Here is a 13,051-nt window from a genome sequence, read left to right as displayed (position 1 = left end):
GAGTCGTCGCGGACGGCGAAGTAATCGGTGCGCGCCAGGTCCATCACGCCTGCCGCCCGACCGGTTCGGCGTGCGCGGCTCGATCCTCGACACGATGAACGCGCTGCGCGGCGGCGGCGCCCGGATCTCCTCCGGCGACACCGGCACGCGGGTGAGCATGTGGTGGCGGCCGTGACCGACGACATCGAGCAGGTCGCCCAGCGCTACGCCCGCTACACCGCGCTCGGCGCGGCCGTCATCGCCGGGTTCTGGCACACCGGCTACGACCTCACCGTCACCGTCACCGGCTGGGGCTCCTTCCGCTGGCCGCTGCTCGCCGCGGCCGCCTGGGTCGTCTACACGGTGGTCGGCGTGATCGCGGGCCTGGCGCTCGCGCGCACCTCGCGCGGCCCGGACCGCGTCCTCGGCCTGGCGGTCGCGGCGCTGGCCGCCGACGTCGCGGTGATCGTGGCCTGCCGCCCGCAGGACCTGCTCGGCATCAGCGACTGGGGATGGGGGTCGGTCGGCTGGCTGGGCGTCATGCTGGCCTGGAACCGGCCGCGCTGGCGGGCGGAGCTGGGCGCGTTCCTGGCCGTCAACGCCGCCGTCATGCTGGCCGCGATGGCCGTGGCCGGGGCGTTCGACCGGGTGTCGGTCGCCAAGTACCTGGTGGTCATCGTCGGCGGCGTCACCATGCAACTCGGCTACACGGCCGGCTGCGCCCTGCTGCGCGCCCGCGCCGAGGACGCCGTGCTGCTGGCCCGCCGGCTCGCCGCCGACGACGCCTGGCGGGAGTCGGCCAGGAGCATCCACGCCGACCGCATCCGCAGGTACGCCGCCATCAGGGACGTGGCCGAGTCGCTGCTCCAGCAGCTCGCCGACGGCGCCGACCCCGGCGACCCGCGCGTCCGCGAGGACTGCACGGCCGGCGCCATGCGGCTGCGCCGCCTGATCACCGAGCGCGAGGACGTCCCGGACGCGCTGGTGGCCGCGCTGCGCGAGCGCATCGACGCGGCCGAGCGGCGTCAGGTGCTGGTGACCGCGCCGCCGTTCGGCGAGAACCTGCCCGCGCTGCCCGAGGGCGTGCGGGAGGATCTGCTCAGGGCGCCCGTGCTGGCGCTGGACGGCGCCCGCTCGCGGGCCAGGGTCACCGTGTCGGCGATGTCGGCCATGGTGAGCGTGGCCGTCGTCGCCGACAACGACGACCTGCCGGTCAGCCCCACGCCGGTGCGCGAGCCCAGCGGGGTCGTGGTCACCTACCAGCGCCAGGGAGGGGAGGTATGGGTCAACAGCATCTGGCAGCGCCCGTGACGGTCGCCCTGGTCGAGGACCACCAGGTGGTGGTGGACGGCGTGCGCTCCTGGTTCGGGCCGGGCAGCGGCGTCGAGCTGGTCGCCCAGGGGCCCACGATCGAGTCGGTCCGCGGCGTGGCCGCCGACGTGCTGCTGCTCGACCTCAACCTCAACGGCACGATGGTCGCCGACCGGGTGGGCGGCCTGTGCGCGGACGGCCAGCGGGTGATCGTCTTCTCCGAGCACGAGGAGCCCGAGATCGTCCGGGCGGTGCTCGACGCGGGCGCTTCGGCGTTCATCGGCAAGGGACGCGCCACCCGGGAGTCCTGCCTGGAGACGATCATGGAGGTGGCCGCCGACCGGCCGTCCGTGACGCTGCCCATGGCCCAGGCCATCGCCACGGACGAGGGCCCCCACCGCCCCCAGCTGTCGGACAAGGAGCGGGCGGCGCTGCTGTTCTGGTTCCAGTCGATGTCGAAGGCGTCGGTCGCGGCCCGCATGGGCATCAAGGAACGCACCGTGCGCCAGTACATCGACCGGGCCAGGGTCAAGTACGCGGCGGCCGGCCGGCCCGCGCCGACCAAGGAGAAGCTGCTCATCTGCGCCATCCAGGACGGCCTGATCCGCCCCGACGAGGTCGGCATCTACACCTCGCACGCCCGCCAGGGCCCGCCCACCTGACACGCGGGCTCCCTGCCCGGGCGCTGTACGATGTCGCTCCCCGCAACCCTGAGGAGGATCGTGGACCTGGCCGAGCTGGGCGAGGAGTTCGCCGCGTTCTGGCGGGAGCGGCACCTGTGCACGCTCGCCACCGCCCGCGACGGCGGCCCGCCGCACGTCGTGCCCGTCGGCGCGACCCTCGACCTGGACACCGCGACCGCCCGCGTGATCACCTCGGGCTCCTCCCGCAAGGCCCGGCTGATCGGCGCGGACGGCGCGGCGGTGTCGCTGTGCCAGGTCGACGGCCGCCGCTGGTCCACCCTGGAGGGACGGGCCGTGGTGCGCACCGAGCCCGAGCAGGTCGCCGACGCCGAACGCCGGTACACCGCCCGCTACAAGCCGCCCCGGCCCAACCCGTCCAGGGTGGTGCTGGAGATCCAGGTGACGCGCGTGATGGGCAACGTCTGATCACTGGCGGTTCGTCATGACTTCCGCACGCCCGAGCCGGATGCTAGCTTTCGCCCGTGGAGTCTGAGCACGACCGGCCGCCCGCGGCGTTACCCGAGGGCCCGGGCTGACGTGCTCCTCGACGCCGTCCACCTGCTCGCGGCCCTGGCCCTGATCCTGGCCAACGGCATCTTCGTCGCGGCCGAGTTCTCCCTCGTCACCGTCGAACGCGGCCAGGTCCGCCAGCTCGCCGAGGACGGCGACCGGGGCGCCCAGGGCGTCGAGGCCGCGGTGCAACGGCTGTCGTTCCACCTGTCGGGCGCCCAGCTCGGCATCACCGTCACCTCGCTGCTGCTCGGCGTCGTGGCCGAGCCCGCCATCGCCGACCTGCTCGACCCGCTGCTGGGCGGCGTCCCGGTGCTGCCGGTCGTGCTGGCGATCGCGCTGTCCACCGTGGCGCAGATGGTGCTGGGCGAGCTGGTGCCCAAGAACGCCGCCCTGTCCAGGCCGCTCGCGGTGGCCCGGCTGGCGACGCCGCCGCAGCGGGCGTTCTCGGCGGCGTGCGGGCCGCTGATCCGGCTGTGCAACGCGGTGGCCGACGCGATCGTCCGACGGCTCGGCGCCGAGCCGCAGGAGGAGCTGGCCTCCGCCCGCTCGCCCGAGGAGCTGGGCCTCCTGGTACGCCTGTCGGCCGAGGCCGGCGTGCTCCAGCCCGGCACCGCCGCCATGCTCCAGCGGGCCCTGCGCTTCGGCGGCAAGACCGCGGCCGAGGCCATGACCCCGCGTACGGACTGCGTGACCGTCCCCGGCACGACCAGCGTCGCCGACTTCCTCAAGCTGGCCAGGAGCCGCCGCCACCTGCGCATCCCGGTCTGCGGCGCGGAACGCGACGACATCCTCGGCATCGCCAGCGTCCCCGGCGCCTGCGCGGTGCCGCCGTCCGAACGCGACACGACCCCGGTGGCCGCGATCGCCCGGCCCGCCCTCCAGATGCCCGAGACGCTGCGGCTGGAGGTCGTGCAGGAGCGCCTGGCCTCCGCCCGCGCCGAGATGGCCGTCGTGATCGACGAGTACGGCGGCCTGGCCGGCGTCGTCACCGTCGAGGACCTGGTGGAGGAGCTGATCGGCGACATCGCCGACGAGTACGACCTGCCCGAGGAGCAGTCCGACGAGCCCTCGCCCGTGCTGCTCGCGCCGGGCGCCTCCGTGAGCCTGCCGGCCCTGCTGCGCGCCGACGAGGTCGAGGAGCGCACCGGCTTCCGCATGCCGCAGGGCCCCTACGAGACGCTCGCCGGGCTGGTGCTGGCCGCGCTCGGCCGCATCCCGGACCCGGGCGACGAGGTCGCGGTGCGCGAGTGGGTCCTGCGGGTGGAGACCATGCGGGGACGCCGGATCGAGCAGGTCACGCTGACCGCGCCGGGCCGGGCGGGGGAGCGCCGGTGAGCCTCGCCCAAGGGCTGGTCATCGTGCTGCTGCTGGCCGTCAACGGCTTCTTCGTGGGCGCGGAGTTCGCGCTCATCTCCGCCCGCCGCACCCTGATCGAGCCGCGGGCGCGCGAGGGGTCGCGGCGGGCGCAGGCCGTGCTCGCCGCCATGAACGCCGTCCCGACCATGCTGGCGGCGGCGCAGCTCGGCGTGACGCTGGCCTCGCTGGTGCTCGGCGCGGCCGGGGAGCCGGTGGTGGCCGGGGCGGTCGGGCCGCTGCTGGCCGCCGCGGGGCTGCCCGGGCGGCTGGTCCATCCGGTCGCCTTCGCGCTGGCCCTGCTGCTGGTGGTGGCCGCGCACGTCATCATCGGCGAGATGGTGCCGAAGAACCTGGCGCTGTCGGCGCCCGACGTGGCCGCGCTGTGGCTGGTGCCGCCGCTGTTCGTGCTGGCCAGGGCGACCCGGCCGGTGCTGACGCTGGTCAAGGCCATGGCGGGGGCGGTGCTGCGGCTGCTGCGCGTCCCGTCCGCCGAGGAGGTCCGTACGGTCTACACCTCCGGCGAGCTGCCGGTGCTCATCGAGGAGTCGCGCCGCCACCGCCTGCTCCGCCAGGACGAACGCGACCGCCTGATCGCCACCCTCGCCCTGCACGCCCGCCCGGTCGGCTCGGTGATGGTGCCGATGAGCGAGGTCGTCAGCGTGCCCGAGACCATCGACAGCGCCGGCCTGCAACGGTACGCCGGCCGCCACGGCCACTCCCGCTTCCCCGTGCACGGCGCCGACCCCGCCGAACTGCGCGGCTACCTGCACGTCCTGGACGCGCTGAACGGTCACGGCGCCGCCGAGCCGCTGCCCGTGCGCGCCCTGCCGCAGGTGCCCGCCACCGCCACCCTGGCCCAGGTGCTGGCCGTCATGCGCGCCCGCCGCGCCCAGCTCGCCGCGGTCGCCGACGAGTCCGGACAGGTGCTCGGCGTCGTCACCCTGGACGACGTGCTCGGCGGGATCCTGACTGGCTGAGGCGGGGGTCCGTGCGAGATCATGGAGCAGGGCCGCGGGCCGTGGTGACCGCGACCGGGAACTCGCCGGAGGGCAACGCTCGTGACGTCGGTTTCGCTGATCGTGCCGTGCTACAACGCGGCCAGGACCCTGCGCCTGTGCCTGGAGTCGGTGCTGGCCCAGACCCGCCTGCCCGACGAGATCGTGGTCGTCGACGACGCCGGCTCCGACGGCTCGGCGGCCATCGCCGAGGAGCTGGGCTGCCGGGTCGTGCGCCTGCCCGCCAACCGCGGCGTGTCGGCGGCCAGGAACGCCGGCGTCGAGCACACGACCGGCGAGCTGATCTTCTTCCTGGACAGCGACGTGGCGCTGCGGCCCGACGCGGTCGCCAATGCCGTCGCGATCCTGGAGGCCGATCCGGGCGTCGGCTGCGTGCACGGCGTCTACGACACCGAGCCGCTGATCGACGACGGCCCGGTCGAGTGGTACCGGCTGCTGCACCAGGTCCACTGGCGGCGCCGGCACCTGGGCGAGGTCAACAGCGTCGTGTTCGCCCTGGCCGCCATCCGCCGCGAGGCGCTGACCCGGGCCGGCCGGCTAGACGAGAGCCTGCGCGACTGCGAGGACGTCGAGTACAGCAGCCGCCTGGCCGTCCACACCCGGATCGTGCTGACCGACGCCGTGGCCGGCCGGCACGACGAGGGCCACCGGTTCCTGCCCGTGCTGTCGGAGCAGTGGCGGCGGGCGCTGCCGCTGATCCCGCTCGCGCTGGCCACGGCCAGGCGGGGCGCGGCCAAGCCGGAGAACGCCAACAGCCGGGCCGGGATCCTCGCCTGCGCGCTGGCGCTGGCCTGCCTGCCGCTCGGCCTGTTCGCGCCGGCGCTGTTCGCGGCGCCCGTCGTGCTGGTCGGGTGGTTCGTGGTGGCCGATCCGGAGCTGCTGCGGTTCGTCCACCGGGAGCGCGGCCCGGCCTTCACCGCCTACTTCATGGCCGTGCACCTGGCCGTGCACGTGGTGCTGGTCACCGGGCTGGCCGTCGGCTCCCTGCGCCTCCTGCGGAGCGGCCCGGCCTGACCCCTCAGGAGGCGGGCGGCTTGAGCGCCGCCCGGTAGACCGCGGTCGTCGCCGCCGCCGCGCGCTCCCAGCTCAGGCTTTCGCGGACGAACCGCTCGCCGCGCTCGCCCAGCGACCGCCGCAGCGCCTCGTCCGACATGACGTCGATGATCCCGCGCGCGATGTCGGCCGGCTCGGCGGCCCGGACGAACCGTGCCGCGGGCCGCGCCGGGTCGTCCCCGAGGAAGATCCGGGAGAAGCCGTCGCCGAGGACCGTCGCCCGTCCCAGTGCCATCGCCTCGGTCGCGACCAGCCCGAACGGCTCGAACAGCGAGGGGAACACGCAGGCGTCGGCCAGCTCGTAGTACTCCAGCAGCTCCCGGCCGGTGACGAACCGGCCCGAGGTGAGCACCCGCCCGCGCAGCCCGGTCGCGCCCACGATGCGCCGGACGCCCACCTCGTCCCCCTCGCCGACGATCAGCAGCCGCAGCCCCGGCACGGCGGCCGACGCCGTACGCATCGCCTCCAGCAGCTGGTAGACGCCCTTCTGGCGTTCGATCCTGCCGACGAACAGCAGCACCTTGTCCCGCTCCGACAACCCCAGCCGCCGCCGCAGCGCCGCCGCGCCCCGCCGCAGCGCGTCCCGGTCGAAGGCCGGATCGGCGACGACCCGCTCGTACGTGCCGCCGAGCGGCACCACGTCGATGGGCGTACGCCGCCACCCCGCGGCGAGAAGCTGCTCGCGCACCTCGGGCGTGGCCACCACCACCCGTCGCGAGATCCGGGCCAGGTGGCGTTCCAGCGCCGCGAACAGGTTCAGCGGGTCGCGGATGCTGCGCTGCGCCGCCACCCCGTACTCGGTGGTGTGCACGTGCAGGACCACCGGCAGCCGCAGCAGGTGGTGGCAGAGCAGGGCGGCCAGGAAGTTCGTCGAGTCGTGTACGGCGACCAGGTCCGGCCGCCCGCCGCGGCGCAGCCGCCGCACGTACCGCCAGTCGCTGACCACGACCTGCGCGGCCAGCAGCAGGAACTCGGCGCGGCGGGTGCGGTTGAGCCGCCGCCCGCGCGCGCCGGGCAGCCGGACGCGCGGCCGGTGCACGGTGACGCCGTCCACGCGCTCGTCCACGGGCAGGCCGCCGACGTTGAGCGTGTGGACGGTGAGCTCGTGGTCGCGGGCGAGCCAGGGGGTGATCAGCTCGACGTAGCGGCCGAGCCCCGCCGTGACGTTGGGCGGGAACTGGTTGACGACGCAGGCGATTCTCATGACGGGTCCTTGAGGTAGACGCGCGCGGCCGTCACGGCCACGACGGCCAGCAGGAGGAGGTTGACCAGCGCGAACCCGGCCAGGCCGCCGGCCACCCCGTGCCACCGGACGCACCAGGCCGGCACGGCCAGCGCGACCGGCGAGCTCGCCAGCAGGCAGCCGATCAGCACCCGGGCGCCGCGCACCCCGTCCATGGACAGCGCCACCGCGTACAGGTTGAACGCCGTGTGCGCCCCGATGCCCAGCGACGACAGCGTCATCAGCCCGGTCGCGTACGGGTACTCGCCGCCCATCAGCAGGAAGAACACCGTGCTCGCGGCGAAGGAGAAGACCGCCGTCACCCCCGCCACGGCCGGGACCAGCCGGGCGATCCGCCGCATCAGCACCGCTTTGTCGGCGGTCGCCATCCTGGGCAGCAGCACCAGCAGCACGCCGTCGGTGAACACCACGCCGAGCAGCCGCTTGGGGAAGCCGTTGTAGACCGCGTACACGCCGACGTCGGCCGGGGCCGCCCAGTGGTTGAGGTAGAGCACGTCCACGCCGAACAGCAGGCCGGTCAGCGCGGCGACGGCCGTCACGTACGCGCCGTGCCGGTAGAGCGAGCGGGCCAGCCGCGCCGAGAACGCCCGCGGCCGCACCCCGGCCGTCGCCGTCGCCGCCACCGCGAACGCCGCGTTCGTCGCGATCAGCGCGACCAGGTACGGCCCGGCGTCCCTGATCCCCAGCACCAGCAGGCAGAAGCAGGCGGCGCCCAGGTAGGCGACCGCGACCGCCAGCTTGAGCCGGGCCACCAGCGCGAACCGGCCGAGCCCGCGCAGGAACCCGTCCGCGAGCTGGTTGACCGTCATCGACACCGCCAGCGCCAGCCCGTAGGCCAGCGCCGGGACGTCCACGTTCAGCGCGGGCGTGAGCAGCGGGGCGGCCAGCAGGCCCAGCGCGGCCAGCCCGGCGCTCATCGCCAGCGTCGCCGCCAGCGCCGTCGTGACCAGCGCCGGACGCTCGCCCGGCGCGGCCCGCGGCAGCTCCTGGAGCACGACGTAGTGCAGGCTCGTCAGCATGACCACGGTGACGATCAGCGCGATCGACAACACCACCGTGAACCGGCCGAACGCGCTCGCCCCCGCGCCGCGCGCGACGACCAGCGTGGTGGCCGCCGCGATGCCGCTGGCCGCCGTGCTCACCAGCGTCGGGCCCGCCGCCCACCGGTGCCCCCGGACCAGGCCCGCCGCGCGGCCCCTCAGCCCGTGCACCGCGCGTACGCCCGCCGGGCGAACTCCAGGTCGTCGGCCGTGTTGACGCCGCGCGCCTCGGCCGGGTCGGTCACCGGCACGACCGTCACCGGCCATCCCTCGGTCCGCGACAGATGCGCCAGGAACGGCAGGAAGTTCACCTCGCCGGTGGCCGCGCCGCGCGCCGCGCCCGCCGCGTACCGCTCCCACGCCTCCCGCAGGCCCGCGGTGGCCAGGCAGAACACCCCGATGTCGCTGAGCCCGCCCGGCCGGCACGCCTCGCCCTCGCGCGACTGCCGCACCCGGACGAGCTCGCCCCCGGCCAGCTCGTACTCCACGTACGGGTCCTCCATCGGCACCAGCGGCAGCGTCAGCCCCTCGCCCGGATGGGCGGCGACGACCCGGCGCACGGTCCGCGCCGACAGGTTCGCCTGGTCGCCCCAGACCACCAGGATCGTCTCGTAGCCGGCCCAGTGCCCGGCCGCGCCGAAGATCGCCGCACCCATCCCGGTCGGCCGCTCCTGAACGCTCACCGACACCCCGGGCGTCCCCGCCACCAGCTCGCCGAACGGGCCCGCGCCCGCCGGGGACACCACGACGTGCACGTGCCCGGTGACCGGGCGCAGCCGCCGGTGCAGCACGTCCCACACGGTGACGCCGTCGGCGAGGCCGATCATGATCTTCGGGAGGTCGTGGCCGAGCCGCGTCCCGCGTCCGGCGGCCGGGATCACCGCGCACACCCGCCGTTCACCCATGTCGCCGATCACCTCTCCAGCAGGGACACGATGTGGTCCAGGTCGGGGGCCGCGACCGCGCCGGGCGCGGCCTCGGAGGTGTGCACGTGCAGCGTCGCCAGCCCGGCGCCGACGGCCGAGGCCACGCCGTGCGCGCAGTCCTCCAGCGCGACGGCCGCGGCCGGCCGCACGCCCCAGCGGCGGCAGGCCGCGGCGTAGAACCCCGGGTCGGGCTTGCTCACCGGCACGTCGTCGGCGGTCAGCACGTCGCGCACCGGCAGCGGGCACGCGGCCAGCACCCGCTCCACCGAGGCCCGGCTGCCGCCCGTGACCAGGTAGGCGGCCCGGCCCGCCGCGTTCAGCGCGGCCAGCAGGCGGCGCGCGCCGGGGAACGGCCGCACCAGGCCCGCCTCGACGTAGCCGCGGTAGAGCCGCTGCTTGTGCCGCGCCAGCCGGTCGGCCGCCGCCGGGTCGCCGGTCAGTCGGGCGGCCACCGCGGCGGTGCTCGCGCCCGCGTGGTCGGCGTAGCGGAAGGTCTCCAGCGCGCCGGGCGCGTGCTCGGCCAGGGCGTGGCGGAAGGCGGCCTCGTGCGCCGGGGCCGAGTCCACCAGCGTGCCGTCGAGGTCGCACAGCCAGACCGTCCAGGGCAGCATCCGGCTCACCCGGCCCGCGCCAGCGGCGCCTCGCCGAGCACCGCGAGCAGCGCCTCGGCCGTACGCGGGCCGCGGTGGGCGCCCGGTCTGGCCGGGTCCTCCAGGTCGGCGCTGATCCAGCGCGCCCCCGCCCACGAACCCCGGTCCAGCACGCGGGCCGGCACGGCGGGAGCGCCCGCGCCCCGGCCGCTGAGCACGTGCGTGATCGTGGCCCGCTCGTTGCCCGGGTCGCCCAGGTAGGCCAGCGTGCGGTCCACCAGGTCGGTGGCCGTCAGCCCCTGGACGTCGTGGTCGCCGCCGACGTTCACGACGAACACCCTGGCCGCGGCCCCGCTCCCGGCCCCGCTCCCGGCCCCGCTCCTGGCCCCGCTCCCGGCCCCGCTCCCGGACAGGGCCTCGGCCAGGCCCGGGGTCAGGTAGCTGGGCAGCAGCGAGGAGTGGGGGGTGCCGGGGCCGTACACGATCAGGTCGGCCTCGGCCAGGGCCCGCAGCGCCTCGGGGTTCGGCGTGACCGTGGCGGACCGGCGGGTCAGCAGCTCGCGCACCCGCTCGGCCGGGCGGCCCGCCAGCGCGCCGCGGTCGGCCGCCGACAGCGGCTCGCGCAGCAGGAACAGGCCGGTGATGGCCACGCCGTCCTGCGGCGCGACGATGTCGGCCTCGTCGGCCAGCACCCGGCCGTCCTGCTTGAGCGCGACGAGGAACGCGTTCTCGCCGCCGGTCACGTTCAGCAGCCGCACCGGCGAGCCGAACGTGCGCGCGCACGCCCGTACGGCCGCGTTGAAGTCCTCGCCCAGCCGCAGGTAGGCCCCGGCGAACACCAGGTTGCCCAGCGCGCAGTCGGCCAGGTCGAGCCCGCCGGGCCGGGCGGCCAGACGGTCCGCGACGACCCGCAGCTCCCGCGCCGCCTCCGCCGGGCCGGTCGCGGCGACGTCGCCGATCAGCGCGTCCAGGTCGGCCGGGGTGGCGCCGGGCGGGAGCCGGCGTTCCAGCAGCGTGTGGCGCGGATCGCCGGGGTCCAGGTGCAGCAGCAGGTTCTTGCGGAAGTCGGACGGGCCCAGCATGCCCGGCAGCCAGCGGCGCAGCGCGCCCGTGGACAGCCCGTTGTCGTACCCGTTGACCAGCAGCGACAGGCTCGTCCCCGGGGTGCGCAGCAGCGCACGGGCGATGCCGGCGCCGCCGCGCCCGCCGCCGAACAGGGCCACCGACACCGGGCTCGACACGGTGCTCGTCATGGTGCTCATCGCACCTCCTCCAGCGGGGAGCGGCCCAGCGGGAACGGCGCGAGCGGCGCCCGCAGCACGCCCCGGCGCAGCAACCAGCGGCGCAGCCCGAGGTAGCCGACGAACAGCGCCCGGTCGCGCGCCCCGCGCCAGAACCGCCAGCCCCGGCTGCCGCCGCCCCGCTCGCGGTGCTCGATCGGCAGCTCCTCCCACACGTGCCCCAGCTCGGCCACGCGGGCGGTGATCTCGGTGGAGCAGTTCATCCCCGCCGACTCCAGCGGCAGCGCCCTGAACAGCGGGCCGCGCACCACCTTGAAGATCGAGTTGAAGTCGCGGTAGCGGGTGCGGTGCAGCAGGTTGCTGACCGCGCCGCTGGCCGCCGACCCCCACCGGTACGGCAGGCTGTCGGCCTTCCTGACCCGCGCCCCCGAGAAGGCGGGCCCACCGCCGTCCCGGATGCGCTCCAGGAACGCGTCGAGGTTGGCGATCGGGAACTGGCCGTCGGAGTCGAGCAGCACCACCCAGTCCAGCCGGGTGCGCGCGACGGCCGCGGCGATGGCGGCCCCCGCGCCCCGGTTGCGCGCGAAGGTGACGACGACGAGCTGCGGGCAGTCCTCCCGCAGCTCGCGCAGGATCCGCCCGGTCGCGTCGGAGCTGCCGTCGTCGCACACGACGATCTCCCACCTGGCCACCCCCGGGTGGCGCTCCAGGTAGTCCCGCCATTCCGTCACCGCCGCCGCGATGTTGTCCGCCTCGTTGTACGCGGGTGCCGCCACGGAGACGTCGACGGCCGGCCTGTTCGGCAAGGGGTCACCTCCTCCGGGTGGCGTCCGGGTCGGCGCCGGCCCCGGTCAGGCGCCCGATCCAGCGGTCCAGGGGCAGCAGGTTGATCCCGGCGAGGACCGGGACGTGCGCCAGCGTGAACACGACCGCCCCCCAGAACGGGATCGGCCCGCCGGTGAACAGGTTGATGTGCGGGGCGTCGATCCGGTCGGGGATCTCGACCGGGTTGACCACCTGCCACATCACGTCGAGGAAGCCCGAGAACACGATCAGCACCCCGCTCGCCATGATCTTCAGGCAGCGGCCCGGCGAGCCGCCCCCGATCCGGTACGCGGCGGCGACCGTCAGCACGATCCCCGGGTAGAGCAGCAGGTACAGGTGCGTGTAGAAGTCGTCGCCCTGGGCCCGCGCGCCGTCGCCGTAGTAGAACCAGCTGATCCTCGGGATGAGGTAGCCGGTCAGGAACACGAACGGCGCGTACAGCAGCCAGTGCAGGCGCGGCGACATCCAGGGGAAGAACGCGATCGCGCAGCACAGGCAGGCGAAGGCGAGCAACTTGGCGGCGAGCTGCCAGGCGGCGTCGATCTCGCGGGCGTGCGGGGTGGCCAGCCAGACGAAGGCGAAGCCGGTCGCGCCGACGGCCAGGGCGATCCACCAGATGTGGGCGGCCCAGGGGCGCGGGGCGTCGAGCAGGGGGTCGGGATGGTTCACTACCGGTCCTCGTGGGCGTCATCGAAGGGTCACGGGAGCGCTCCCAACGCAGTATGTCACCTGTCCCGGCGGCGGCCACCGCAATATCGGATAACGGACCCACCGGAACTTGCGGGCATGCTGACTAACAGTAGTGTCCGCCTGAAAGTCCAGCTCAGAGCTCATGGCGCGGCTGGTGGAACGATGCAGGAGAAGAGTGGCCGCAAATGGCCTGCCTGCGGTGTCAAGACCCGGCGTGGAGTCGGGAAGTAAGACGTTCCGTCTGTCGCTTTTCGTGTGAAAGTTTGACCATCTTCACATAAGGCCAGCTCGGCAGGCGTTTCGGTTTCTTGGGAGCGCTCCCGCGACTTCTCATCTTTCAGGCCCGTAAGCCCTGTTTCGGGCGGGCCCAAACCGCCGTCAGCCGACCACGCCCTCCGCGCGCAGGCCGGCCACCTGCGCCGGGGACATGGACAGAAGCTCGCCCAGCACCTCGTCGGTGTGCTCGCCCAGCTCCGGCGCGGGCGACGGCGGGGCCTGGCGGCCGTCCAGGAGCAGGGGGCCGCCCGGGGCCAGGTGCGGGCCGACGCCCGGCTGGTCGAGCGGGGCCATCAGCGGCTCGGCGCG

At 75.0% G+C, this 13,051-nt stretch carries 13 protein-coding genes and 1 pseudogene; 6 read left to right on the top strand and 8 right to left on the bottom strand.

Annotated features, from left to right (window positions below; genetic code table 11):
* Positions 1 to 171: 171 nt before the first annotated feature.
* The 6 genes from ACWCSD_RS34415 (at position 172) to ACWCSD_RS34390 (ending at position 5,872) form a co-directional block, all read left to right on the top strand.
* Entirely contained in the window at positions 172 to 1,290 is a 1,119-nt protein-coding gene (locus ACWCSD_RS34415) for a hypothetical protein (protein WP_449921184.1), read from the top strand.
* A complete protein-coding gene (locus ACWCSD_RS34410; RefSeq protein ID WP_397158366.1) occupies positions 1,260 to 1,952 on the top strand; it encodes a DNA-binding response regulator in 693 nt (230 codons plus the stop codon). Before ACWCSD_RS34415 ends, ACWCSD_RS34410 begins: the two co-directional genes overlap by 31 nt.
* A 60-nt stretch (positions 1,953 to 2,012) precedes the next feature.
* The gene (locus ACWCSD_RS34405; RefSeq protein ID WP_387673966.1) at positions 2,013 to 2,399 is read left to right on the top strand and encodes a pyridoxamine 5'-phosphate oxidase family protein; all 387 of its coding nucleotides are present in this window, start codon (positions 2,013 to 2,015) and stop codon (positions 2,397 to 2,399) included.
* Positions 2,400 to 2,510: 111 nt separating this feature from the next.
* Positions 2,511 to 3,821, top strand: coding sequence for a hemolysin family protein (locus tag ACWCSD_RS34400; protein WP_449921181.1), 1,311 nt, complete (start codon positions 2,511 to 2,513; stop codon positions 3,819 to 3,821).
* Positions 3,818 to 4,819, top strand: coding sequence for a hemolysin family protein (locus tag ACWCSD_RS34395; protein ID WP_449921179.1), 1,002 nt, complete (start codon positions 3,818 to 3,820; stop codon positions 4,817 to 4,819). The genes ACWCSD_RS34400 and ACWCSD_RS34395 overlap by 4 nt, the downstream gene beginning before the upstream one ends.
* An 81-nt stretch (positions 4,820 to 4,900) precedes the next feature.
* Entirely contained in the window at positions 4,901 to 5,872 is a 972-nt protein-coding gene (locus ACWCSD_RS34390) for a glycosyltransferase family 2 protein (RefSeq protein ID WP_397158359.1), read from the top strand.
* Positions 5,873 to 5,876: 4 nt separating this feature from the next.
* Here ACWCSD_RS34390 and ACWCSD_RS34385 read toward each other — a convergent pair whose 3' ends face one another.
* The 8 genes and pseudogenes from ACWCSD_RS34385 to ACWCSD_RS34350 all read right to left on the bottom strand — a co-directional run.
* Complete coding sequence (locus tag ACWCSD_RS34385; RefSeq protein WP_449921175.1) at positions 5,877 to 7,115, bottom strand: glycosyltransferase family 4 protein; 1,239 nt, start codon at positions 7,113 to 7,115, stop codon at positions 5,877 to 5,879.
* Entirely contained in the window at positions 7,112 to 8,365 is a 1,254-nt protein-coding gene (locus ACWCSD_RS34380; protein ID WP_449921173.1) for a lipopolysaccharide biosynthesis protein, read from the bottom strand. The genes ACWCSD_RS34385 and ACWCSD_RS34380 overlap by 4 nt, the downstream gene beginning before the upstream one ends.
* Positions 8,353 to 9,099, bottom strand: coding sequence for an NTP transferase domain-containing protein (locus ACWCSD_RS34375; RefSeq protein ID WP_397158353.1), 747 nt, complete (start codon positions 9,097 to 9,099; stop codon positions 8,353 to 8,355). The genes ACWCSD_RS34380 and ACWCSD_RS34375 overlap by 13 nt, the downstream gene beginning before the upstream one ends.
* An 8-nt stretch (positions 9,100 to 9,107) precedes the next feature.
* Entirely contained in the window at positions 9,108 to 9,731 is a 624-nt protein-coding gene (locus ACWCSD_RS34370) for an HAD family hydrolase (protein WP_449921171.1), read from the bottom strand.
* A 5-nt stretch (positions 9,732 to 9,736) separates the two neighbouring features.
* Positions 9,737 to 10,972 (bottom strand): 2-phospho-L-lactate transferase CofD family protein, encoded by a 1,236-nt coding sequence (locus tag ACWCSD_RS34365; RefSeq protein ID WP_449921168.1) that lies wholly within the window; start codon positions 10,970 to 10,972, stop codon positions 9,737 to 9,739.
* Positions 10,969 to 11,757: a glycosyltransferase family 2 protein gene (locus tag ACWCSD_RS34360; protein WP_397158347.1), complete on the bottom strand. Its 789-nt coding sequence runs from the start codon at positions 11,755 to 11,757 to the stop codon at positions 10,969 to 10,971. Before ACWCSD_RS34360 ends, ACWCSD_RS34365 begins: the two co-directional genes overlap by 4 nt.
* Positions 11,758 to 11,761: 4 nt before the next feature.
* Positions 11,762 to 12,445, bottom strand: a complete 684-nt coding sequence (locus ACWCSD_RS34355) for a hypothetical protein (RefSeq protein ID WP_449921165.1) — start codon at positions 12,443 to 12,445, stop codon at positions 11,762 to 11,764.
* Between the two features lie 399 nt (positions 12,446 to 12,844).
* Positions 12,845 to 13,051 (bottom strand): annotated as a pseudogene (locus ACWCSD_RS34350) (2-methylfumaryl-CoA isomerase); the annotation flags it as partial.

This window comes from Nonomuraea sp. NPDC001684, assembly GCF_053596515.1.
The sequence above is the reverse complement of the archived record's forward strand: the minus strand, read 5'-3'. Positions and strand labels throughout refer to the sequence as shown.